General features: G+C 45.6%; 20 protein-coding genes. 7 read left to right on the top strand and 13 right to left on the bottom strand.

Going from position 1 to position 23,495, the window contains the following annotated elements; all coding sequences use genetic code 11:
- The 5 genes from K245_RS0105865 to K245_RS0105845 form a co-directional block, all read right to left on the bottom strand.
- Positions 1-196, bottom strand: a 196-nt coding sequence (locus tag K245_RS0105865; RefSeq protein WP_027358550.1) for a helix-turn-helix domain-containing protein, incomplete at its 3' end; no start/stop codon positions are given.
- A gap of 128 nt (positions 197-324) precedes the next feature.
- Positions 325-882, bottom strand: coding sequence for a cysteine hydrolase family protein (locus tag K245_RS0105860; RefSeq protein ID WP_027358549.1), 558 nt, complete (start codon positions 880-882; stop codon positions 325-327).
- A 198-nt stretch (positions 883-1,080) separates the two neighbouring features.
- On the bottom strand, positions 1,081-4,086 hold the full coding sequence (locus K245_RS0105855; protein WP_084156142.1) for an insulinase family protein: 3,006 nt from the start codon (positions 4,084-4,086) through the stop codon (positions 1,081-1,083).
- A 368-nt stretch (positions 4,087-4,454) separates the two neighbouring features.
- Positions 4,455-4,823 carry a hypothetical protein gene (locus K245_RS0105850; RefSeq protein ID WP_027358547.1) on the bottom strand — a complete coding sequence of 123 codons (369 nt, stop codon included), beginning with the start codon at positions 4,821-4,823 and terminating at the stop codon, positions 4,455-4,457.
- A 375-nt stretch (positions 4,824-5,198) separates the two neighbouring features.
- Positions 5,199-5,822: a hypothetical protein gene (locus tag K245_RS0105845; protein WP_027358546.1), complete on the bottom strand. Its 624-nt coding sequence runs from the start codon at positions 5,820-5,822 to the stop codon at positions 5,199-5,201.
- A gap of 115 nt (positions 5,823-5,937) precedes the next feature.
- On the opposite strand from K245_RS0105845, the gene K245_RS0105840 reads away from it, so the two are divergent.
- The 3 genes from K245_RS0105840 to K245_RS0105820 all read left to right on the top strand — a co-directional run bounded on the left by K245_RS0105840 (position 5,938) and on the right by K245_RS0105820 (position 11,148).
- Positions 5,938-7,626: a Rad50 family protein gene (locus tag K245_RS0105840; RefSeq protein ID WP_027358545.1), complete on the top strand. Its 1,689-nt coding sequence runs from the start codon at positions 5,938-5,940 to the stop codon at positions 7,624-7,626.
- Positions 7,627-8,227: 601 nt separating this feature from the next.
- The gene (locus tag K245_RS0105825) at positions 8,228-10,015 is read left to right on the top strand and encodes a hypothetical protein (RefSeq protein ID WP_027358544.1); all 1,788 of its coding nucleotides are present in this window, start codon (positions 8,228-8,230) and stop codon (positions 10,013-10,015) included.
- Between the two features lie 296 nt (positions 10,016-10,311).
- Positions 10,312-11,148 carry an OmpA family protein gene (locus K245_RS0105820; protein ID WP_027358543.1) on the top strand — a complete coding sequence of 279 codons (837 nt, stop codon included), beginning with the start codon at positions 10,312-10,314 and terminating at the stop codon, positions 11,146-11,148.
- Positions 11,149-11,318: 170 nt separating this feature from the next.
- On the opposite strand, the gene K245_RS0105815 is transcribed toward K245_RS0105820, so the two are convergent.
- The 8 genes from K245_RS0105815 to K245_RS0105780 all read right to left on the bottom strand — a co-directional run bounded on the left by K245_RS0105815 (position 11,319) and on the right by K245_RS0105780 (position 18,183).
- On the bottom strand, positions 11,319-12,950 hold the full coding sequence (locus K245_RS0105815; RefSeq protein WP_035276579.1) for a methyl-accepting chemotaxis protein: 1,632 nt from the start codon (positions 12,948-12,950) through the stop codon (positions 11,319-11,321).
- Between the two features lie 160 nt (positions 12,951-13,110).
- A complete protein-coding gene (locus K245_RS0105810) occupies positions 13,111-13,638 on the bottom strand; it encodes a hydrogenase maturation protease (RefSeq protein ID WP_051283912.1) in 528 nt (175 codons plus the stop codon).
- Positions 13,611-14,069 (bottom strand): helix-turn-helix domain-containing protein, encoded by a 459-nt coding sequence (locus K245_RS0105805; protein ID WP_027358540.1) that lies wholly within the window; start codon positions 14,067-14,069, stop codon positions 13,611-13,613. Before K245_RS0105805 ends, K245_RS0105810 begins: the two co-directional genes overlap by 28 nt.
- On the bottom strand, positions 14,066-14,317 hold the full coding sequence (locus K245_RS0105800; RefSeq protein WP_027358539.1) for a 4Fe-4S dicluster domain-containing protein: 252 nt from the start codon (positions 14,315-14,317) through the stop codon (positions 14,066-14,068). The genes K245_RS0105805 and K245_RS0105800 overlap by 4 nt, the downstream gene beginning before the upstream one ends.
- Positions 14,311-15,738 (bottom strand): Ni/Fe hydrogenase subunit alpha, encoded by a 1,428-nt coding sequence (locus K245_RS0105795; protein WP_027358538.1) that lies wholly within the window; start codon positions 15,736-15,738, stop codon positions 14,311-14,313. The genes K245_RS0105800 and K245_RS0105795 overlap by 7 nt, the downstream gene beginning before the upstream one ends.
- Entirely contained in the window at positions 15,731-16,696 is a 966-nt protein-coding gene (locus K245_RS0105790; RefSeq protein ID WP_035276577.1) for an NADH-quinone oxidoreductase subunit B family protein, read from the bottom strand. Before K245_RS0105790 ends, K245_RS0105795 begins: the two co-directional genes overlap by 8 nt.
- Complete coding sequence (locus K245_RS23270; RefSeq protein ID WP_051283911.1) at positions 16,693-17,241, bottom strand: hypothetical protein; 549 nt, start codon at positions 17,239-17,241, stop codon at positions 16,693-16,695. The genes K245_RS0105790 and K245_RS23270 overlap by 4 nt, the downstream gene beginning before the upstream one ends.
- 588 nt (positions 17,242-17,829) lie before the next feature.
- On the bottom strand, positions 17,830-18,183 hold the full coding sequence (locus K245_RS0105780) for a hydrogenase maturation nickel metallochaperone HypA/HybF (protein ID WP_027358536.1): 354 nt from the start codon (positions 18,181-18,183) through the stop codon (positions 17,830-17,832).
- 188 nt (positions 18,184-18,371) lie between these two features.
- On the opposite strand from K245_RS0105780, the gene K245_RS0105770 reads away from it, so the two are divergent.
- The 4 genes from K245_RS0105770 (at position 18,372) to hypE (ending at position 23,460) form a co-directional block, all read left to right on the top strand.
- Positions 18,372-18,593, top strand: a complete 222-nt coding sequence (locus K245_RS0105770; RefSeq protein WP_027358535.1) for a HypC/HybG/HupF family hydrogenase formation chaperone — start codon at positions 18,372-18,374, stop codon at positions 18,591-18,593.
- A gap of 5 nt (positions 18,594-18,598) precedes the next feature.
- Positions 18,599-20,968 carry a carbamoyltransferase HypF gene (gene hypF, locus K245_RS0105765; RefSeq protein ID WP_035276575.1) on the top strand — a complete coding sequence of 790 codons (2,370 nt, stop codon included), beginning with the start codon at positions 18,599-18,601 and terminating at the stop codon, positions 20,966-20,968.
- Positions 20,965-22,053: a hydrogenase formation protein HypD gene (gene hypD, locus K245_RS0105760; protein WP_027358533.1), complete on the top strand. Its 1,089-nt coding sequence runs from the start codon at positions 20,965-20,967 to the stop codon at positions 22,051-22,053. Before hypF ends, hypD begins: the two co-directional genes overlap by 4 nt.
- Before the next feature lie 378 nt (positions 22,054-22,431).
- Positions 22,432-23,460 carry a hydrogenase expression/formation protein HypE gene (gene hypE / locus K245_RS0105750; protein WP_027358532.1) on the top strand — a complete coding sequence of 343 codons (1,029 nt, stop codon included), beginning with the start codon at positions 22,432-22,434 and terminating at the stop codon, positions 23,458-23,460.
- Positions 23,461-23,495: the final 35 nt, after the last annotated feature.

Genomic DNA, 23,495 nt, shown 5'->3' with positions numbered 1-23,495 from the left:
TGATAAACTGTCTTCTTAAACGACATACCCATCCGACAGAAACGCCTAAAATCATTGCTGTCTGAGAAAGTGATAATCCAAATTCCAACGGTAATATTACAGCCTGAGCTCTTCTTAATTCATTGACTGTCTTTGCCTTTGATAAAATCTCTTTTGCCTGATCAAGTATCTCTATTCCACTTGCTTTTCTTGCCATTGCCGCCTCCATGTCTTTTGCGGCTATTATTGCATACTTGATTTAGAAATGGAATTACTGAGAATTGAGCATAACCACATAGTTTTATGATATTAGGCAAATCCAAAACAGCCATAATGACTTCAGGATCATGTCAAATCCGCACCCGTTACAAACTCGTCAGCAACCATAATTTTCGCGTAAACTGCGCCAAGCGCAGAAAGAAACGAAGCATGAACCTTTTTTGCTTCAACCTCAACTCCGCCAAAACCCAAGGGCCTTGCCGCACAGGCATCAGAAATGACTGTACAGTCAAAATGAAGATCAAACGCGGCCCTAACTGTTGCGTCAATGCACATATGGGTCATCATGCCGGCAATAACAAGATTTTTTATTCCATTGCGCTCCAGCATGTCAAATAAGCCCGTACTTCTGAAACTGTTGGGATAGTGTTTAACAAAAACAGCCTCTCCTTCAAAAGGACTTACGGATTCGTGGAAGTCAACACCACTTGTTCCATGTATGAAAAAAGTAGCATTTGGTCTTGTTGAAACATGCTGTATATGAGCTATGGGCAATTTTTCTGATCTGAATCTGTCAAGAAGCTTTCTTGCGCAGGCAGCAGCCTCAATACTTCCTTCAACTTCCATTCTGCCGCCGGGAAAATAGTCATTCTGAATGTCGATAAGCAATAATGCGGTTTTCATTTTGCAATGTACCTCTTATCCCAATTTATTGTCTCGCAAATAGTCCAATTTTAGTCATTCCTGAGGGGCCTGTCCCGGTAAAAACCGGGAGCCGGAATCCAAAAGTGTCTGAAAACACAAAGATGCCGGATCAAGTCCGGCATGACTCTGACGCCTTATTCAGACTTTTTGCAACCTTGTCAATACTAAAGGCCGCCTCTAAATCGTATAAACAGTCAAGGGTTTTGGCAGCTTTTCTGACTCAGATTCCATGAGTGCCTTGCCAGATATGACTACGGTTGAACTCATGTTTTTCTGTTTATCCAGATACTCGGACGCGACCCTTAGGACATCTTCCTTGGTGACTTTTAGAAGTCTTGACTTGTACTCCATCCTCATCTCTCTTGAGAGTCCCACGAGCCTTCTGTAAAAAGCTTTGCGCGAAGATGGCCCCGGAGTATCAGGCTTGTCAATTTCAGAGCAGATCTGAAGTATTGCCTCCCGGATATTAGAATCTGAAAAATCGCCCTGTTTTATGAATTCAAGCGCACCTTCATAAACGTTCATGGTTCTTGCAATATGAGGATCTCTGTATGAACCGAAGCTGAAAAGGCCGTCCTCTGAATTATAAAGACTGAAACCACCGTAAGCGCCGCCTTTTTCTCTGATTTCCCTGTGCAGATAAAGCGACTTAAGAAGCTTCGCCAAAACAGAAAACACAGGAGAATCAGAATGAGACAGCCTGACAGCAGGAAAGCAGCTTGCGACAAAGGCAACAGCGGAATTTGTCTGCCATCCTTCAAAAAGCCTGTCAGAAGAAACGAGCCTGCACTGATATTTGAATCCTTCTCTTACTTGAGGCTCATCAGAATCAACAGAAAGGGCTGTCACATATTCCCGGACTTTTGCCTCGGCTCCTTCAACTATGTCCTTTGCACCGATAATCGCGGTTTTGCTGTTAGTCTTTTTGAATATACTTCCAGCAATATCAGTCATTTTACGGGAGAGTCTTTCAAGGGCCTTATTATCAAGATCAATGCAGAAATCCTTGATCATTTTTATCTGGTGAATCCCGTGCCAGAGCTCTCCGAGCATCATGCTACCTGACAGATTTCTTGAAGCAAGGGACATGGCGAGTCTGTGTCCGTTCCTTACAATTGAGGTCTCAAGAGCCGCCCTGTATTCCTGTATAAGCGTCTTTATCCTTTCAAGATCCTTGAAACTGTATTCGGAAGAAAGCTCGGAAATTATGGAGAGCATGGAATCCCTGTTTGAATCGAGACATTTGCCAGTCAGGGTCAGAAAAGAAATACACGCTGAATCCTCATCAAAACCTGTTCTCGTGTGGGCTGACATTGACACGCCACCGGTTTTTGCGTCTATGAGGCGGGCAAGATCGATATAATCCCGCTTTTGCGTTCCGACCCTGCACGCGCTCCAGCAGAAAAATGGAACCCAGGGTATAAGATCTTCTGAAAGATGCCCAAGACCAAAGGCCGAGGTAAAATAAAAAATTCCTGAAGTGGGCTGATGGTAACAAATTGTTGAATGCTTATCCCAGAAGGCTGAGGGAGACACGTCGCTTATTTCAGACGGAATATCGCTGAGTGCAAGCATTGGCAGACAGTCCAGGTTTTCCTCGGAATCCTGAAGATTGGCCAGCTTCTCAGCATCATCCCTGATCCTTGAAACTGCTTCACTGTTCAGGCCGCTCTTAATCGTTTCAAGCGATGCTGATATCAGTTTATCTTCTCTTTCAGCCATGGCTGTGTCAGGAGAGAGAATGAAAAGAAGCCTGTGACTATTATCAATAAGATGCCTTCTTATCAGGCCCTCAAAAAAAAGGCCTTTGGCACAAAAACTTTTAATTTTTGCAATATCTTCTTCAAACCTGATTACCTTCAAAGGATCACCATCATGCAGCCAGACCCCGGAAAAAGCCATCAGCATCTTTAGCCCATAGGGATAAGGAGTGTTTGTAATCTCTTTTCTGTGAAATTCAAGCTGATGTATTGACGAATCTATCAGTTCCTGTTCAATCCCTTTATTTGAAATGTTTTCGAGGGTATCAAGAACAAGTGAAAGAATACTGTCTGCATCAGCCTCGGAGACCTCTTTAAGTCCGCAGGCAAACAATGCGTCCCTGTGATCAGGATCAAAACCGGTTGCATCTGTCATGGCAGATCCAAATCCTGAATCCATAAGAGCCTTACGAAGCGGGGACGCTGAATTTCCAAGCAGAATTTCCCCAAGAAGGGTGAGACTGATATTCTCAAAAGAATCCTTGATATCAGAAGTAAGCCAGGCAACGCAGACTTGGGATTTTTTTGCAAGATCGTCATCTGCCGAAGCGGGGTAAGATTCTTTGACAACCCTTGGCTGGGACCATCTCGGCTGGGATTCTATGCCTGAAACAGGCTCTATCTTGCCGAATCTCGATAGAATTTTCTCCCTGATCAGCTTCAAATGATCTGAAAGGGGAATATTCCCATATGTATAAAAAAACGCGTTGCTAGGATGATAATGTTTTGCATGAAAAGCTTTCAGATCCTCATATTTAAGAGAAGGAATTTCCTTGGGGTCTCCGCCCGAATTGAAGCTATACTCTGTATCAGGATAAATTGCTTTTAACAGGGAGCGGGCAAGAACCTGATCCTGGGAAGACATGGCGCCCTTCATCTCATTGAATACTACGCCTTTGAATGACAAGGAATCAGGGTTCTCGGCATCATCATATTCAAGTCGGCATCCTTCCTGCTTGAAACTCAGTTCGTCAATTTTCGGGAAAAATGCCGCATCCAGGTATACATCCATGAGATTATAAAAATCCTTCCTGTTCTGTGTGGAGAAAGGATACATGGTCCAGTCAGAAGCTGTGAATGCGTTCATGAATGTACTCAGGCTTCTCTTGAGCATGGAAAAAAAAGGGTCTCTGACAGGGTATTTTTCAGACCCGCAGAGAACTGTATGCTCGAGTATATGGGCAACGCCTGTGGAATCTTTTGGAATTGTACGGAACGCGACTCCAAATGTGTTTTCGTTATCTTCGCACTCTATATGAATATGCCTTGCACCTGTTCCGGAGTCTTCCAGCCCGTAAAAAACACCTTTGATATGAGGAAGCAGCTCAATTGTTTTTACGACATAGCCTTCGATCATATCCCCGACTATTAGCTTGTTTATACTGTTTGCGGCAGGGATTTCATTTTTTTCAATATTTATCATATTTCTCTCAAATTTTTGTTTATTCTTGCAATAAGTTAAAAAACGGAAGGTAGGATTGCATGATGGGGAGTGAAAAATCAAATGATATTTAAAACAGGTTGGATAGCTGATAGACCAAGAAGAGCGTCAGCACCATGCCTGCGCTGATCCGCATCCCTTATTTTCAGATAGTTCCGGAATCGGGCCGGCTCAGGAATAATGAGAATAGGACTCTTTACGGTATTATCATAAGGGGAACTGAACCTTTATCATCGAACTGACATGGACATTTTTCAGGCTTTTAGCAAAAAAACCCTGACAACAGAACCCCAAACAGAGTCAGTCATCAGGGCATAATTTTTAAAAAACCGCTTTAAAAAAGCAGTATTTTACTGCTCATTAAAGACATAGATTCCACGTTCAAGCCTTTTAATCTTTTCAATTTTATTGAGCCTGAAAATTATATTCCTGAGCTTTTTATCATCATATCCGGTCTTTTTCTTTATTTGAGAAAAATCCGCCCCTTCCTTGCTGTCTTTTATCACGGATAAAACCACAGAAGAGGCAGAGGTCATGCGGCTCAAATCTCCGCTTTTTCGCAAACGCCCAGGTTCGATAGCTGCTTTTGAAATCAGTCTTTCAAGTCTGTCAAGCCTGTCAATGATTCTTGAAACATCATTGGTTGTCGCAACTTTGTACTCAGTCAGAAAAGTTTTTATTAATGAGTCAAATGAGCTGAAAAATTTATGGTCCGGCATTTTGCCCCCTGAGCTACTTTAAAGTACAGGTATATTTCAAAATTTTATGACATATAATTACTCATAACTCAAATGAAAGTCAAGAAATCAAATCGAAGCAACGACACCGTGAACAGGAAAATATCATCTTCACTTAATATTTCTAATGCGAAATAACAGACACCCAAATACTCGAAGTTTATTAAAATAATGTTTCAAGAATATCACAAATGGTTTTTTTTGACTTATAAATGCCCAAACCCCATTATCGGGTATTTACTAACAAGGATAATTACTACTTATGGCACAATGCCATAAACCTGAGCAATCGTCCTTGTCCAATAACATTGGCAACAGGCTTTATAATCAGTCAGCCAAATATACTGCCTGCCGTTATCATTTTTTTTCAACAATTGTACCAACAACAGGTTCAGGGCCTTCAACCTTTATTTTCTCATTCTGGCTTCCTGGCATTTTTAATGGTTTTTCACCTAATACGTAGACCTGCCAGATATTGATATGTAAAGGTGGTTCCGGCTTATCCCTTTTGATATATTTGCTCAACTGGACGACCAGTCCGCTGTCAGTATATAAGGTCTCAACATCATATCCTGGTTTCTCGAATCTTTGCTTCCATAAAAAATCAATGGGCTCGTTCAGGGTATGGTAGCTGAGAAGGGCTTCCTCAACATATACCCTCACAAGTCTGTCGTGGCCCTTTGCTGACTTGCCCCTTACAGGTATATAAACACCCAGATCTGCCTTGGGATTGCTTCCTTTATTTTTTGTAAGAACAAAAGCCCGCTCGTCGTCGTCCAGGGAAAAACTTCTTTCGTTATTATGGCCTGCCGTAATGACTATGGTTCCGTGTTCCGTCGTCACCGTGACTTTAGAATCCGGCACAAGGGCCGGCAGAGCAATGACCCCAGGAGAAGAAATAAGAGAAGAGGCTTCAGGAGAAACCGCGCATGAATTAAAGACAAACAGGGCAAAAAGAGCAAAACACAATCTGATTTTCATCTAAACTCCTAATAAATGGCTTTATTTGACACAAGAGCGTCGTGTCGTATAAGGTTGTCTATCATCTACCACTTTTTACCTAAAACGGTCAGGATTCTAATATAACGGTGAATACATGTTCTCAAGAAAAAGGCTAACTGCTTTATGCGTTCTTTTTTTAATTATTGCAAGCCAGGTCTTTGCTGACGAAACGCAACCCCAACCAGAAAAATCGTCCCAGCCTGACCAGAAACAGACTTTTTCGGATGAGTCAAATGCGATCAAGGCCATGAGGGGGCTGAATGAAAGCATAGGGCTGGTAAAAAAAGATATTGAGGCACAAAAAAAAGTCCTTGTCGGTGCAAGCACGGAAGAATTGCGGCTGAAATCAGAAAATGAAATAAACACACTGACGGCAAGGCTTGAACAGCTCGAAAACAATTTTGAAGGCATCGCAACTGGTATAGATATTGTCAGTTTCAAATCGCCTCCCCAGACAAAATTTGACTGGAAACAGGAGCTTCAGGATCTTTTTACGCCCATGATCCAGTCTATGAAAGCCCTGACTTCAAAACCAAGAGAAGTTGAAAAGACCAGAATCAAGGTTGATTATCTTAAACAGAAACTAAGCGAAGCAAAAACCGCTATTGCCAATCTGGAAAATAGAATAGCCACAACTGAAGACGATCATATCAAAAACAGCCTGAAACAGCTCAAAAAAAAATGGGAAGGATATGCCCAGCAGATCACCAGCGAACAATCAGTTTTAACTCTGCAGATTGAAGAAAAAACCAGGGAAGAAGGTTCTATTTTCAAATCTCTACAGGAAGTTATAAAAATATTTTTTAAGACCAGGGGCAAGAACCTGTTTCTGACGGCATCAGGGATATTCATGGTCTTCTTTGCAATGCGTTTTTTCACAGATGCCTTCAACAGCCTTGTATTCAGGATATTCAAGGACAGGGCCAATCTTTACGCAAGATTTACCTGCCTGTCTTACCAGGTGCTGACCGTTCTGAGTTCTATAATCACGGGACTCATGATCCTTTACATTCTAGGAGACTGGACCCTTTTAGGTATTGCCCTTCTTTTTCTTCTAAGCATAGCCTGGACAGCAAAACAGACTCTGCCCAAGCATCTGGTTGAAGCTAAAATGCTTCTGAACCTTGGAACTGTAAAGGAAGGCGAAAGACTTATCTATAATGGCGTACCATGGAAAGTTTCAGCTCTCGGATTCTATACTGATCTTGTCAATCCGGAGCTGATAGGAGGCAAGATAAGCCTCCCCATCAATAAACTTGCAGATATGTATTCCAGAGCATGCCATCCTGAAGAACCATGGTTTCCATGCAGAAAAGAAGACTGGATAACCCTTGCCGACGGGACAACAGGAAAAGTGGTTCTCCAGTCTCCTGAAACTGTGCAGTTGTTTCTGCATGGAGGCACTGTAAAAACTTATCACACTCCAAATTTTTTAAGCCAAAACCCACAAAACATATCAAGGGGCTTTCTTATTGTCATTCCTTTTGGCCTTGATTACAGCCATCAAAAAGAAATAACAGGCACAATCCCTTCAAAAATGCGGGAGGCGGTAATGGATGGCATAAGCAGCGCCGGTTTTGCAGGGAACCTTAAAAATTTAAAGGTAGAATTTTCCAAGGCAGAAGCCTCTTCACTCGATATAGTTATAATAGTGTCTTTTACTGGAGAAGCTGCTGAAAATTATGGGGGTATCTGCAGACAGATTCAAAAAAGCGCTGTTGAAGCCTGTACTTTAAATGGCTGGTCAATTCCTTTTCCCCAACTTACTGTGCATAATGGATGAATAAGAACCACCTGTTCGAGCAGACTTTCTATATGATCCGATCCGAAGAACAGGGCCGCAAAAGCCTGATTCCCGTCATTCCAGCGCAGGAAGGATGTAGGGCCGGCTGAAATACATGAACCTGACCAAGTCAGGCATGACTCTGACTATTTTTTTTGACTTTTTTGCGAACCCATCAATAATTTTCTGAACCACGAAAAAAATTATATATTGATCTTCGGTAAATTTTGGGGGATTCATTATAAAAATAAACCTGTTTTTGAATCTGCTAAACTTGACAAGGTCGCAAAAAAGTCCGGATTACCGTCATTCCGGCGAAGGCCGTAATCCAGAAGTGGCTCAAATTACTGGATGCCGGATCAAGTCCGGCATGACGCTAAAGCCATTTTTCAACTTTTTGCGAGTCCATCAAACTTGAAAAGGCTGCAAAAAAGTCCGAATTCAACCATTCCGGCGGGGTCTGTACCGGTGAAAAACGGGGCCTGAGTCCAGAAATATCTGAAAACACTTGATACAGGATCAAGTCCGCATGGCGCTGACGATCTTTTTTGCATTTTTGCGAGGTCATCAAACTTCTTAATCGATCAGGACGGATTTCTCTATGAAAAGAAAAATTGTCAAACTCGTATTTTGCTTATTATCCAGTATATTGCTTCTGTATTCATGCGGCAGCGACGATGAAAAAAATGATTCGAATCTGATTTTAAACGGCAGCCTTACAGGATCAAGGGTTGACTGGTATAAAACAGACGGAGGCCTCCTGATTGATGTCGATCAGTTCATGAATGGAGTCGGCGGCAGATTTGTTCCCATAAACATGAATAAGGGAATAGTCGCGCAGTATGGAAAAAGGATAGGCTTTGCCACTAACGGTGCTGAAAATGGCATGGTTCAGGTGAGTCTTTGCAAGATGAAGCCAGCATCAAGGGAGTTTCAGGGGCGTTTATGGGCGCCCGTGCAATTTCTTGAAACTGTTCTTGACGGCGACGTCACTGTAAATGAAGATAAAAACCTGATTACAGTAAAAGCCCCGGCCCCGCTCCAGATTGGAGATATTATACCTGAAGCCGGAAATCTGTCTTCGGTGCTTAAAAAGAATGGGTACACGGTTCAACAGGGAGATATCTGCCTGAGCAATGCCATAGATGTCTGCTATGCAGGATATTCGCCCAACGCCAATGGTAATAATGCAGGATTCCCGTATTTCTGCATCCAGGCACCTTTGCCACCGGATGCGAAACATGCAATCATCCCTGCCCAGTTTGCATTCAGCATGCGCGAGGATGAAGGGTTCATTCTCATAGGCAGAACTCCTCCTGCATGTGATTATTATAGCTATCGCAGTTATTTTTTAAGCCGCTGCCTAAGTGGCACCAACCCTTTTGACCGCAAAAAGATATACGCCCAGCTTGGAGACCCTATAAATGCCTATAACATCATGGAAGACATGTTCTATCCGGCAAGCGGGGGAAATAAGGTAGGCCAGTTTGGATCTTTCTTTATCCTTGTATCCACCCCGGACAGACAGCTTTATGAAGACGTTATTGCCGCAGTCTCTGAAGCAGGATTGGATAGGGAGAAAGTCCTGCTGGATGTCATAGACTCGAATCTGGTAAGGCTTGGAAATGATGATTATGCAGACCTGATGAATTTCCTGCACCGCTTTTCAAACCCGGCAGACAAATCTGCAGGACAGGCCTATCTTAATCGCCCAACGCTTGAAATCATTCGCCTTACGCCAAATACTCCAAGGAAGGCAAACTTTCTTCAGCCTTTTGCCCCAAGACAAAGAGGATCAGGCATTACCGAGAACCATTTAACTCAAGATACAGCCAAACTGAGACAGGCTATCATTGATAAATACAGCCCTAATTACACCATACGCGAACTTGACACCCATGTCTGGCTTGGCAAGTCAGGCGCCGAAGCCATTAATGCCCTGGAGGATGTACTCGGCGAAACCAGGGACACGCTTTATCTGAATTCTGATTCTTTCAAATTTAATCAGGATACTGTCATTGTTGTTTATGGAGTCAATCATACAAAGATCCGCAAATCCGTCTATGGCAATGTAAGCTGCTACGGAGCCAAATATGCCAATGGTTTCGGAGGCATCACCAATTCTATGTATGAAGGAAGTGTTGCCAGAAGCTTCCCGCAGATAGCAAATACGGACAATCTGTATATGTGGAAATTCGCCAGAAACAAAATTGATGATGATACCTTTAAGGTGGATCAGGATACATATGGCAATTTAAATGGCATCAATTATGGCGATGAGGCTTTCATGGCTTTCAGAATGTATATTGACCCTGATTCACCTGACCTGCTGGGGCCTGATCCGAATGAGATCATTCTTGACAAAGTAATGGTGATGACTCCCAGATAAACATTTAAATAGGCTCTGTTCCCCTTAAGTGCGGAGAAGGATATACACAATAACTATTTGTGGTTATGCCCAATTCTCATTAACATTTGAAAGTTCATGAGCTTAACATTTTTAAAACTCTAAAGATATCAGTTTTTTACCTACTAACAAAACCATAAAGTTTTTGCGGAGCTTTTTGGAATAAAATCCGCAAGAACTTTTTGAGTTGCGGTAGTTGCATGAAGTTTTTATTTTCAAACATTTATGGGTATTCAGACTATACTTAATTAGTTTTCTAACACCCCCGGAGGGACAATATGAAAAAGATAGTGGTACCAATTCTGATCCTGTCGTTTGTTTTTTCCTTTTTTTGCACTGCCATGGCGGGCGAGGAAGACATAAAAGGGAGCAAGGATCTCCCAATTCTAACGAGGATGCCCGACTTCTATATTTCAGGCTATAAATATAACGACTTTGACACCCACAGATTCAATGACCAGACCAAAAAATATGTCAATATCGAAGGCCAGAAGTATTACATCGAATACAAGCTGAAGAAAGGCGCCACAGAACCTGGAGAATTGAAAATCCGTAGAAATATTCAGGATGCCCTAATAAAAATTGGCGGAAATGTCGTTTTTGATGACAACTTCAACAAGACCTCCACCATCGTAGTTCAAAAGGATGGAAATGAAACATGGGTCGAGGTGAGAAGCTACAATAATATGTATAGACTTACAGTAATAGAAAAAAAGGCTATGGCACAGGAGGTCGTGGCCAAGGCCGAGGCTATGGGCAATGACATCCATGCAACCGGACATGTTTCGATATATGGCATCTACTTCGACACAGGTAAGTCCGAGATTAAACCTGAATCTGACGCAGCCTTGACTGAAATTGCAAAACTCCTCAAAAACGATGCAGGTCTGAAGGTTTATGTTGTTGGTCACACAGACAGTGTTGGTTCTTTTGACTCTAATATGAAGCTGTCCAAAGACAGGGCAGAAGCTGTGACAAAGGCCCTGGCTGGCAAATATGGAATTGCGCCGGACCGTTTGAAGTCTCATGGAGTGTCTTCTCTTTCTCCTGTCTCATCCAATGACACAGAAGAAGGCAAACAAAAAAACCGCCGTGTGGAACTGGTTAAGCAATGATGACAGGTGAGGCTCGTCATAATTTTCAATTCTTGATCAATGCTTTTTGAAATATCTGTCTGGTTAGATCAAAAATTCTAAAGTCGGATTACGAGCAAAGGACGCTCTAATCCGACCTACAAATTGGCCTGTTTTCATCGATTCGAACATACAAGGGATGCCGGACCTGATCAGGCACTTCTGTCGATATGGAACTTGTTCACCATATCCGACAATTTTTTTGTTTCTTCTTCCAAAATATTGGCTGACTCTGCAGATTCCCTGGCGATATTGGTATTCAGGCGTGTGACCTGATTGATCTGTTCAACTGCTTTGATTATTTCATCCAGACCTCGCGCCTGTTCCTGACTGCCCCTTGAAATTTCCTCCGTCAACCGGTTGATCATATTACCGCCCTGGACCGCTCCTGCAAGCTGATCATCAATTCCCCTGGATAGTTCCTCACCTTTTCGGGCATTATCCACAGACTGCCTGATCAGTTCCTCGGTTCTCCGTGCAGCATCTGCCGAGCGCTTGGCAAGCCGCCCAATTTCATCGGTCATAAGCTCGAACCTGATGCCTGCGCCCTCAACATGGGCTGAGGCAACAGAGGCGTTCAGGCCGAGGTAATGGGAAACCCTTGATATTTTCAACAATTCATCAATGATGCTACTCAATTCTTCATGTTTTGTATGGTCCGAGGCTGCTTCATCATCATACCCAGCTCCATCGTGTCCTGATCTGACATGGATGTTCAGGCCTAACGTGTCAAGACGGTCAGCGGCTTCATTACAGCGTTTTGCAAGATTTCTGATTTCAGTCGCCACAATTCCGAAACCCCTTGCGGATGAACTTATAACAACCGCTTTTTCAGCAGCGCTGGTTGCAAGTGCGTCTGTTTCCTTTGATATATTGTCGATTTCCTGAACTATGGTTTTGGTATTGTCTGCGGCCGAACGGATCTCGTCCATCGCCGCCAGCATCCTTTCCATGGCGTTTTTGCTTTCAATGATGGAATCAACAGAACGCCGGGCGCTTATGCTGGCGTTTTTAGTGTTCTCAACGGTTATGGCCGAGGTTTTTGAAATACTGGCAAGGTTTGTCGAGGCCTCGGAAATCTGCTCGTTCTGGACTTCTGCCCCTCTTTCTCCGGTCAGGCTGTTCATGGCGATGCGCTCACCCACCTCGGTAACGCTTTCGACAGACTCAGCAACCTGCGCTATGGCCGAATGTAGCGATTCGGCCGTGCCGTTGATTGCTTTTTTGATCATCGCATGCTCGCCTCGGTACTGACCGCGCATGCGGGCCCTCAAATCAAAATTAGCAAGCTGCGCGAGTACAGAGCCAGCTTCGGTGACAGGATCGATAACAGCATCAAGTGTTCCGTTTACTCCGTTGATCAGATCACGCCATATTCCGCTGAAATCCCAGCCGTTTCCACGGGTACGCAATTTTCCGTCCCTGATCTTGTCTATGAGATTTCTGGTTTCGTTATCAAGCCCGTATAATGTGGCGAGCAGAGTGTTCAGATTTCGTTTTAGATCGTTGTATTCTCCTTTGTAATCGTCGATCAGAAATGGGGGAATCTTGCCGTGGGAGATCTGGTCAATGGCGTTTGCTGCAAGGCGCAAAGGATCGACAAGGGCGTCGAGCATCCGGTTTACAAGGGTGATGAGTTTCCGATCCTCTCCTTCGAATTCCATGGGATCACCACGTTCATCAAGCAGACCATCCACCATGGCCTCTGCAAGGCGGAGGATTTCGTCGTGGGCTGTGCGCTCTTCACTTGCAATTAGGGCTGTGGTCGATTGTCCGTGCTTCATTTCAGGATTCCTCATCTTTGCAAGAGTTTATTAGTTTGACAAGGTCACAACAAGTCCGATTACCGTCATTCCGGCGCAGTCCTGTCCCGGTGAAAACCGGGAGCCTGAATCCGGACGTGGCTGAAATTACAAAGATGCCGGATCAAGTCCGGCATGACGCTTAAGCCATTTTTAGGCTTTTTGCGAGACCATCAAGTTTATCTCTGATGTATGCGGCTGCCGGGCCTGCGGCTGCCTCTGTCTCAGGAGTCATTGCATAACGCATGAGATTGAAGCAGCGCCCTTCGATCCCCACAAGAATGATGGACTCAGGCATCAGTTCCGGGTAAAGGGCCTTTCCTATGTCAATGGTTTCCTTGAGGCCTATCCCATGAACCGATATGGACGGATTCCCGAATGACGGAACCTTGTCCCATGAAAGACAGTGAATAGTGCCTGCCGGAGCTCCGAACTGAACCGCATCCACAACAATGAGTATTTGTTCGCCCCCGCCAAGAAGATCAAGCAGAGCGAGTCCTCCAACTCCTGAAAATTCAACCCTGACGCCCTTAGGAAGATCCATGTTCAGAAGCAGTTTATACACTTCGTATCCAATGGCGTCATCTGCGATGAGTTCATTGCCTATGCAGACCACAAGGGCTGATACGCCCAACCGGGCCGTCACTGGGTTCTGATAATTACCAGGCATGATTTCCCGGAATTTGTGATTTCCGATTTAACAGGTCTGCTGACCAGTTCATTGACAATACCGTCGAAATAGTAGTGGAACAGCCTGCACATGGCCTGGCCCATTTCTATTCCCCTCAGCTTGCAGATATCCCTGAGAATACAGCGATGGAACACAATCGTATTCCCGTCCTCGCCCCCTTCAAGTGATATTACGAAACCCGCTTTCATCCTTTCAGCAACAACTGCAACAGCTTCTTTAAGTGAAGGATTTTCTAAAAAAACAGGGTATTTCTTTGCTGTGTCCCTGCCAGCCATACGCCCCACGGATGAGGTGGCACCACCCATTATATTGTCAATGGTGGCGGTAAATATGTCCATGAGAAAGGCGACTTCCGTGAGTGCAGCCTGATGATCTTCAAGGGTCAACCCCATGATGGTTTCGTCGCTCATAGAAATTTCTCCATTCTGCTCCAGAACTTGTGATCCCTGTAAAAATTTTTTACCGAATGATAATTCTCGTGGGTAATGGCACCTGACGGACAGATATAAGCACAGGTCAGGCAGGCAATACAGTCTTCGGGATGCTTTATCAGGGCCTGGTGACTTTTAGAGTCGTATTCGAACACATTGGTCGGGCATATTTCCGCGCACATGCCGCATCCCCTGCATGCCTGCTCGTGGAGATTAATTACTACCATGAGGAGTCCCTCCTTATGGTTCTTAGTGTATTTCCATTCTCGGTTATTACGATTTCAATGGGCATGGCTCCAAGAGCGTGGGTGGCACACGAGAGGCACGGATCATAGCAGCGGATCCCGAACTCGACGGCATTAAGAAGCATTGCGTCGTCCGGCCTTCCTATGACATGGGAGGCTGCAGCCTTTTCTATGGTCTTGTTGATGGAAACATAATTCTGCTGGGTGGCTACAATAAGGTTTGCAGAACGAACAATGCCATTTTCATCTATCTCATAATCATGGATCAAGGTTCCCCTTGGCGCTTCCACATGGCCCACACCCCGCCCCCCCTGAAATTTTACGGGAATCCTGGTTTCTCCATGTATGGCCGGATCATTGATGATATCCCTGGCCCGCTCGCTGGCATGCAGCAGTTCCACAATCCTTGCATAAGCCTGAAAAACCACGGCGTGGCATGGATTCCCTCCAAGCCTGCGCATTTCAGCAAGCTCTGAATCTGCTGCCTTGGTTCCGAAACCGTCCGCGAGGTTCACCCTGGCAAGGGGGCCAACCCGGTAGTCATGGAGGGCTCCATCATTCTTTATCCTGACTTCCTTCATATACGACCAGTCCACCACTGATTCCACCAGATGCTTATCATAGTCTTTTGTGGGGAATTCGACCCTTACATTGCCCTTGTCATCAACAGCCCTCAGCGTGTCGCCCATCATGCCTGCGTTGCCATCTTTCATAGTCCCTAAATGCCACGACGGAATCACCCAACCTTTCATAAGCGATGGGTGGAGATCAATCTGTTTAAGGAGAAGCCCCTTGGCTGCTGCGGCAAGTTCAGGGACAAGTGCATTAATCTCGTTTATCCAGGTCACAAGATGCTGCTTTTTATCGTTATCCAAAACAAATGTGATGCCACCAGCCACAGACGTGACAGGATGAATCCCCCTCCCCCCGACCATTTCGCCGATCTTCTGGCCAAGGGTTCTGCATCTCAGGGCTTTTTTCGCAAGCTCGGGATTTGCCTGCACAATTCCAACAACATTTCGGACAGAAGGATCTGAATCCAGACCAAAAACAAGATCAGGCCCTTCAAGAACAAAGATAGACAGAACATGGGAGTGAATAAGATGACCAAGACAAAGAAGCTCCCTGAAAAGCTCCCCTGCGGGCGGCGCCTTTACACCGGCCGCACTGTCAAGAGCCCTTGATGCTGCAAGATGATGGGCAGCGGGGCAGACTCCGCAAATACGCGCCGTGATGAGGGGCATACGGTCAGCTTCCATACCGGCAAGAATCCTCTCGAATCCCCGGAGTTCGTTGACCACAAGACCGGCAGAGGCAAGGGAGCCGTCGTCCCCGATATTCAGAAAAACCCGCGCGTGCCCTTCTATCCTGGTTACCGGATCTATGGTGATGGTCTTATTCATAACTTGCCTCCACGTCAGAAAGCCATTTCTTGATAAGGAAGGTTGGTTTTTCTCCAATCATGGATGAGGCCATGGTGTAGGAGTAATGGGATTTTGCGGTGCGTTCGATTTCAGAAATTATTGTCTTCCGAGGGATAAGGGTGAGCCGCGACATCCTGTCTGCAATTTCCGTCCTTATATCCCTGTTTGGCTCAGTCAAAACCTGCATGGTGGCTCCGGCACAGCCAGTACAGACAACTCCGTTGGTCGGACATGGAGCCAGACATCGGTCAAGAGTTACAGATCCCATGCAGATATACCCCTGGCTGAGAAAACAGAGATGAGGGTCAGGAATTCCAGTGGAGCTGCTTTTTATGGTGTCCACTTCGGTTTTTTCCATTACACGGTTACATCTTCCGCACACCGAACGCTTGGCGGCCTTGGGGCTTCTGCCCTCAACAAGGGCTATGAGCGCATCGAACACAAAAGCAGGATGAGGAGGGCACCCAGGAAGGTACATGTCCACATCTATGACTTCATCTATGGGCAGCACAAATTTTTCAAATGGTGATACTTCAACTGACGGGCTAACATGGGATGACGTCGTTTTCCCGTTAATATAGACCGTGTCAAAAATTTCCTTTCTGGTATGAACTATTCCGGCACCAACTATGCCGCCATAAACGGCGCATGAGCCCCAGGCGATTATGAGGTCACAGCTTTTCCGCATTTCTTCGGCTGCATGACGGTCATGCTCGGTTCTGACAGCACCGGAAACAAGTCCTATCCGTGCTTTTGGATACCCCTTGATATCGGTGAGAACGGGACATCTCAGTATTTGGACAGATTCCAGAACCTGGATAATTTTTTCATGCAGATCCACGACCGCCACATGACATCCGCCGCAATCGCTCAGCCATTCAAGATTCACTGAAACCGGATTTACAGGTGCACTGTTTTTCGTTTCATCTCCGCTCATCTGGTCTCCTCGTTTCCTTGAATAATATCGTCGACGAAATTTTTGCTGCTTTTTTTGCTTTTGACCGTCAGTTTTTTGAGACAGCCGTTTTCACCTGCATGCATGATCTGAAGGGTGGAATCACACCCCATGATGTTAAGAATGGCGCCTGAAAAGAATCCGTTCATCATATTGCACAGAGACCCTTTCTGGGAGTGGCCGAATCTAAAAAGTGCCTGCCTGATCATGCAGTCGCTGAACACAAGAAGAATTTCATCTCCATCCCCTTTGGACAGCACCATGGACGTTCGGTCATGTGGCTTGAAAGGCTCAAAATGCCATAAACATTTATTCTTCACAAGAACATTGCGGATCGTCAGGATGGCCTTTTCGATATCGTCTGTAACCGGGGCTCCGCTCGAAAACTGCATCCCCAGGCGTTTTCCGGCAAGATATGATATGCCGTTCGACGAATCGCCTATGGCATGCTCGATGCCGCTGGCAAGCGCACCTAAAAAATTCATAGCCTCCTGAAGTGAGGCTCTTGTATCAATGAGATCATTCACGTCTGAATTACTCCTTATCAGCCGGAGAAAAGAAAGAGCAAGTATTTGCCAATGAACTGGCCTTACAAAATCAGGGGGTTAATACGGTCTTATGGACTTATGAGTGTTTGGTGATGTACCAAAGGACATAATATAATTGTGGTTATGCTCAATTCTCAGTAACATTTGAAAGTTCATGAGCTTAGCATTTTTAAAACTCTAAAAATATCAGTTTTTTGCCTACTAACAAAACCATAAAGTTTTTGCGGAGCTTTTTACAAAAAGCGCCCCGCTCGAGGCACTCGCCCTATCAACTTCAAAACAGCCGAACGAATACGCTTCATCTGATTTTGGTCTATTGGGTTATAAAGCCTCGCCGGAGGCACTCGGCTTAACGTCGGATTACGGACAAAGGGCGTCCTAATCCGACCTACGCATCACCCTTTTTTGATGGCAAATTAACCATAAAAGGCACTTTTTAACTGAAAATCAGGCAGAGCCACATAATATAATTGATGTTCTTTAAGTGATTATAAAGAACTGCGGATATTTTTGTCAATTTAACTTTCTCCATTCACAGAGGATTGATTTGCATGGCGCCTTTCAATTTCATTTTTTCTCCCTTACCTCTATGGACCTAATCATGAGCTCCCGCCCGGTTAATACCTTGATATCGTAGCTGCCACATTTCCCGCACAGAAACTCGGGTTCGAGGATAGTCCACCCGGTCAGACATGCCCGGCATTCCGCAGTCACAGGGATTTCGTTAACAACCAGTTCCGCCGATTCAAGGGATGTGCCCCTGGATGCCATTTCAAAACAGAACCTCAGGCTGGTTTCAGTCACGCTCGACATTTTTCCGATGTCAAGGGTTAGCCTTTCGACCTGATGCCCGGCAAGAGTAGGAGGGATGGCCCTGATGGCTGATTCGACGACCTGTACTGCGATTGACAGTTCATGCATGCGTGAACCTATATAAAAATTGTGGGCTGAAATTAGGAGTTGTTTTTAAATGCGACCTTAGTTTATCGTAAACAGTATTAGTCCATGATGTAAATCATTTTTTCATTTTGCCTATGCTCCGGAATTTCATATGACAGATTCCTGAAACAAAAAAATACGGCAAACATTTCCCAGGGGACTTGAAATCCATGTGCATAGCCATCCCAATGAGGCTGACAAGTATCGCAGGATCAACAGGTATTGTGGAATCAGACGGGATTAGCATGACCGTAAATCTCATGCTGATCGAAAATCCGGTTCAAGGTGACTATCTCATCATACATGCAGGATGCGCCATAAGCAGAATAGACGAAACAGCGGCGCTTGAAACCCTTGAAATTCTGAAACATTTTTCCATTCCTGAAAGATAAATGCCATGTCATTTGATGCCATACCCAGCCAATATGAATCTGAAACCGTCAGCGAAAAGATAATCGTGAAGGGCATGGTTCAGGGGGTGGGGTTCAGGCCATTTGTCCATAATAATGCAAAAAGACTTGGGCTGACCGGGAAAGTCAAAAATACGAGGGAAGGGGTTGAAATCATAATACAGGGAGGGAAAAGCGCCATCACCCTTTTCAAAAAATGTCTTTCCGATGCGCCGCCTAAACTTTCAGGAATCACGGAAATATTGGTGGAACCATTTCACCTCCAGGATTTCGATGGATTTACAATTGAAACAAGCACTGAAAATCAGACACGCGGCACGATGGTTCCTCCTGATGCGTCTGTTTGTGATTCATGTCTGTCAGAAATGGGAAACCCTGAAAACAGAAGATCAGCTTACCCTTTTATCACCTGCACGGACTGCGGCCCAAGGTTCAGCATTATCAAGGATATCCCCTTTGACCGAATAAACACAACCATGGATTCATTCCCCATGTGCAAGGAATGCAGTTCCGAATACGGGAACCCAGGCGACAGGCGCTTTCACGCCCAGACCATATGCTGCCATGTATGCGGCCCAAAAGTTTTTCTTTACCATGGCAAAGAGCCTGAACTTTCGGACAGGCATGCCATTGAGGCGGCTGTGTCCATGCTTCAAAACGGGAAAATTGTTGCGCTGAAAGGGATAGGCGGGTTTCATCTGGCAGCTGACGCTACAAACCAGGAAACAGTTTCAAGGCTAAGACATTTGAAGGCAAGGGGTGACAAACCCTTTGCCGTGATGGCAGCATCTCTGGACGCAGTTCGGTCTTTTGCCGAGGTTGGCGAAGGTGAGGCTGGCGTCCTCATGTCCTCTGCCAGACCAGTCGTAATTCTTAAAAAAAAGAAAACCCCGGAAAAAGAATGGAAAATAGCCGAAGACGTCGCTCCCGGAAATCCCATGATCGGGGTTATGCTGCCATATGCGCCGCTCCATGCTCTTCTTTTCAAAAAGAATCAGACTATTCTTGTCATGACGAGCGCCAACAGAAAAGGCGAGCCCATAATCTGCAAAAACCAGGACGCCATTGCCTCGCTCAGCGGAATGGCTGATGGAATTCTTCTCCACGACAGGGATATTCATATGAGAAGCGATGATTCGGTTGGCCGGTGGATAGATGACAGATTCAGATTGATCAGGCGCTCACGCGGATATGCCCCCATGCCAGTTAGCATGATAAATGACACACCGCAAATCCTTGCAACTGGCGGAATCATGAAAAACACATTATGCATGGTTAAATGCGGATCTGCGTTTTTAAGCCAGCACATCGGAGATCTTGAAACACCTTCCGGACTTGAATTTTTCCATGAAACAGCGTGCCACATGCGCAGGCTGATTGATGCAAATCCGTCTCTCATGGTTAACGACAGCCATCCTGACTATATAACTTCCGGCTTAGGGAAGAGTTTCCCGCATGCCGAAGCCATAACTGTCCAGCATCACCACGCCCATATCGTGAGCTGCATGGTGGAAAATGGATATAACGGAGACGTGATCGGTTTAGCCTTTGACGGAACAGGCTACGGGGATGACGGAACAATCTGGGGCGGCGAAGTTCTTATAGCCTCAAGGAAACAATATATACGCGCAGCCCACCTTGAGACTGTTCCAATGCCAGGAGGCTCCGCAGCAGTGAAAGAGCCTTGGCGCATGGGGATAAGCTGGCTTTACAATACTTTTGGTGATGACATGTGGAATCTCGATGTGCCGATTTTCAAAAAAACCGGGATTTCAGAGGCCAAAACCCTCGTACATATGATGAAGAGGAAGATCAATTCTCCCCTGACATCCAGCATGGGCCGTCTTTTTGATGCAGTTTCCGCCATCATAGGCCTCTGCCAGATGAATACCTTTGACGGTCAGGCAGCCATGGCCCTTGAAATGTGCGCACTGAACGCTCCCTGGGACATCCCCGGATATTCTATGGATGAAGTTCTGCCGGATAAAATTCATGAAGCAGACGGAATCATTATTCCTGACATGAAGCCACTGATCCGGGCCATTGTCAGTGATCTTGAATCCCATGTTGACAAAGAAATAATCAGCGCACGCTTCCACAACACCGTGATTAATATCTTTGCAGAAATAAGTTCAAGGCTTGCAGAACAAACAGGCATGAGTGTAGCGGCCTTGAGCGGCGGAGTGTTCCAGAATGCCTGGCTTCTTTCAGGACTTTCAAAAGCCCTTTCAGAAAAAAATCTCACAGTGCTCACCCACTCCATCGTACCGACAAACGACGGAGGTCTTTCCCTGGGACAGGCAGGAATAGCGGCCGCAACATGCCAAAACCATCTGGTTAAAAAGGTAAAGCCATGACATTTGACTGGAGGGACGGCTACAGAGATACCTCAACATGCAGGGCGCTTGCCGGACATATACGTGATATAAGCACCCGCCCGGTGACTCTCATGGAAGTTTGCGGCACACACACAGTCTCTATTTTCAAAAACGGGATAAGATCCCTTCTTCCAGCCCACGTCACCCTGCTTTCAGGGCCAGGATGCCCGGTATGCGTGACACCATCCTGCGACATAGATGCAATCATATCTGTTTCCGGTCAAGAGAACACAATACTCGCAGCCTTCGGAGACCTGATGAGGGTTCCGGGCACATCCAGTTCTCTTCAGGACAAACGTGCCGGAGGCGCTGACGTCCGGGTGGTCTGTTCAGTGATGGAGTCCCTTGATCTGGCCGTGAAAAATCCTTCGAAGCGGGTAGTTTTTGCAGGAGTAGGGTTTGAAACAACAGCACCCACAGTTGCCGCAGCAATAAAAGAAGCTGACAAAATGAAGCTGGCCAATTTTTTTGTCTATTCGTCACACAAGCTGACCCCTCCGGCAATCTCAGCAGTCATGGGATCAGGGAATTCCTCCATAGACGGCCTGATTCTGCCGGGCCATGTTTCAGCAATGACAGGAGCTGATTATTTCAGATCCGTGGCCAAGACAAGCAGGCGAGCAGCTGCCGTCACAGGATTCGAACCAGTTGATCTTTTAAGGGGAATCGCAGAACTGATCAGGGCATTTGAATCAGGCGAAACCGGATTTTATAATACTTATGAACGGGCAGTGAGCGCCGAAGGCAACAAACCAGCAATGAATATGATGAATGAGGTTTTTGACGTTACTGATTCCAGATGGCGTGGTATAGGAGTAATCTCCGCTAGCGGCCTTGCAATTTCAGAGCGTTACAGACGATTCGACCCATGCCATGCTTTCGGAATCGCACCAACTGATGAGGCAGATCCATCTGGCTGTGCCTGCGGCGAAATCCTCACAGGGAAAGCCACCCCACAGTCTTGTCCTCTGTACAAAAAAGTCTGCACGCCTCTCAATCCTGTTGGCCCTTGCATGGTTTCAGGTGAAGGAACCTGTGCTGCTTATTATCATTACGGAGAATAAATATGCCCGAGGGCCTGGAAAAATGATGCCGAGTCATAGGCCAATTAATAGGCCGGGATAGAGCGTCCTTTGCTCGTAATCAGACATTGATCCGAATGTCGGCGGGCCGCTTTTTGAAAAAAGCTCGGAAAAAGCATTTCAATGATAAAAATCATAGAGGTGAATACACAAGTAAGCATCTGTTATAATATCAATTTTATTTAAAGATCATGGACTCTCAAAAACTAAAAAAAAGACAACGGCGTCGTGCCATACCAGATCCGGCATCCAGATTTTCAGACACTTCTGGATTCCGGCTTGCGCAGGAATGACGGGAACCGGAGTTTTTGCGGCCTTGTCAACCATACAAGACATTTCACACCACAAAACGGCATTAATATGAAAAAAAAAGACAAAGTCATTCTTATGGATCATGGCAGCGGGGGTTATCGCTCGGAGCAATTGATAAGAGGCCACATACTCCCTGCGCTTGGAAACCCCTTACTTGACAGGCTCGGAGACGGGGCTGTTTTTGATTTGCCTGTTATTGACGGTCATGGGACAAGGCTTGCTTTCACAACCGATTCCTACGTGGTCGACCCGATTTTCTTTCCAGGCGGAAGCATAGGCAGCCTTTCGGTTAACGGCACTGTAAACGATCTGGCCATGTGCGGAGCAAAACCACTTTATCTAAGCAGCGCCTTTATCATTGAAGAAGGCTTCCCTGTTTCAGATCTTGATCTTATTATAAGCGACATGGCAAAGGCGGCTGAAAGGGCAAACATCAAAATTGTAACAGGAGACACGAAAGTTGTTGCAAAGGGCGCTGCCGATAAAATTTTCATCACAACCTCAGGCATTGGGGTCATAAGCGGAACCCCGTTCTGCGGACAATGCATGGAGCCAGGGGATAAAATCATCATAAGCGGCACGATTGCCGACCACGGCATAGCGATTCTGGCAACCCGGGCAAATATGGAGCTTCCGGCTTCAATTTCAAGCGATACTGCGCCACTTTGCCATCTGGTGGAAAAGATGATCAAAAGCCGCGCAGAAATCAGATTACTAAGGGACCCAACCAGGGGCGGACTTGCAACCATTCTGAACGAGATTGCTGAAAATGCAGGAACCAGCATAAGGGTAGATGAAGAGGCAATTCCTGTCAGAAAAGAAGTGTCGGCTTTATGCTCTCTTCTTGGAATAGATCCCCTTTACGTGGCCAACGAAGGAAAGCTTGTGGCTGTGGTGGCCGCAAAAGACGCGGAAAAACTTGTGGCACTAATGAGAAATCATGAAATGGGCCAAAACGTCTCGGTTATCGGAGAAGTGAGCCAACCAGGACTTTCAAAGGTGATTATGAAAACGCGCATCGGAGGGGAAAGAATCATCCCAATGCTGACAGGGGAACAGCTTCCCAGAATATGCTAGGTCAGAGTATATCTGCCCGGATATGTCGCCCCCCA

It is taken from the genome of Desulforegula conservatrix Mb1Pa (assembly GCF_000426225.1).
Classification (GTDB): domain Bacteria; phylum Desulfobacterota; class Desulfobacteria; order Desulfobacterales; family Desulforegulaceae; genus Desulforegula; species Desulforegula conservatrix.
The sequence above is the reverse complement of the archived record's forward strand: the minus strand, read 5'-3'. Positions and strand labels throughout refer to the sequence as shown.

Bases quoted from the DNA above. Each gene is read 5' to 3' on its own strand.
- K245_RS0105825 (WP_027358544.1), top strand. From the start codon at position 8,228: ATGAAAAGAAAAATTGTCAAACTCGTATTTTGCTTATTATCCAGTATA.
- K245_RS0105815 (WP_035276579.1), bottom strand. From the start codon at position 12,950: ATGAAGCACGGACAATCGACCACAGCCCTAATTGCAAGTGAAGAGCGC.
- K245_RS0105810 (WP_051283912.1), bottom strand. From the start codon at position 13,638: ATGCCTGGTAATTATCAGAACCCAGTGACGGCCCGGTTGGGCGTATCA.
- K245_RS0105860 (WP_027358549.1), bottom strand. From the start codon at position 882: ATGAAAACCGCATTATTGCTTATCGACATTCAGAATGACTATTTTCCC.
- K245_RS0105820 (WP_027358543.1), top strand. From the start codon at position 10,312: ATGAAAAAGATAGTGGTACCAATTCTGATCCTGTCGTTTGTTTTTTCC.
- K245_RS0105790 (WP_035276577.1), bottom strand. From the start codon at position 16,696: ATGAGCGGAGATGAAACGAAAAACAGTGCACCTGTAAATCCGGTTTCA.
- K245_RS0105795 (WP_027358538.1), bottom strand. From the start codon at position 15,738: ATGAATAAGACCATCACCATAGATCCGGTAACCAGGATAGAAGGGCAC.
- K245_RS0105840 (WP_027358545.1), top strand. From the start codon at position 5,938: ATGTTCTCAAGAAAAAGGCTAACTGCTTTATGCGTTCTTTTTTTAATT.
- K245_RS0105855 (WP_084156142.1), bottom strand. From the start codon at position 4,086: ATGATAAATATTGAAAAAAATGAAATCCCTGCCGCAAACAGTATAAAC.
- hypD (WP_027358533.1), top strand. From the start codon at position 20,965: ATGACATTTGACTGGAGGGACGGCTACAGAGATACCTCAACATGCAGG.
- K245_RS0105845 (WP_027358546.1), bottom strand. From the start codon at position 5,822: ATGAAAATCAGATTGTGTTTTGCTCTTTTTGCCCTGTTTGTCTTTAAT.
- hypF (WP_035276575.1), top strand. From the start codon at position 18,599: ATGTCATTTGATGCCATACCCAGCCAATATGAATCTGAAACCGTCAGC.
- K245_RS0105800 (WP_027358539.1), bottom strand. From the start codon at position 14,317: ATGGTAGTAATTAATCTCCACGAGCAGGCATGCAGGGGATGCGGCATG.
- K245_RS0105770 (WP_027358535.1), top strand. From the start codon at position 18,372: ATGTGCATAGCCATCCCAATGAGGCTGACAAGTATCGCAGGATCAACA.
- K245_RS0105850 (WP_027358547.1), bottom strand. From the start codon at position 4,823: ATGCCGGACCATAAATTTTTCAGCTCATTTGACTCATTAATAAAAACT.
- K245_RS0105805 (WP_027358540.1), bottom strand. From the start codon at position 14,069: ATGAGCGACGAAACCATCATGGGGTTGACCCTTGAAGATCATCAGGCT.
- hypE (WP_027358532.1), top strand. From the start codon at position 22,432: ATGAAAAAAAAAGACAAAGTCATTCTTATGGATCATGGCAGCGGGGGT.
- K245_RS0105780 (WP_027358536.1), bottom strand. From the start codon at position 18,183: ATGCATGAACTGTCAATCGCAGTACAGGTCGTCGAATCAGCCATCAGG.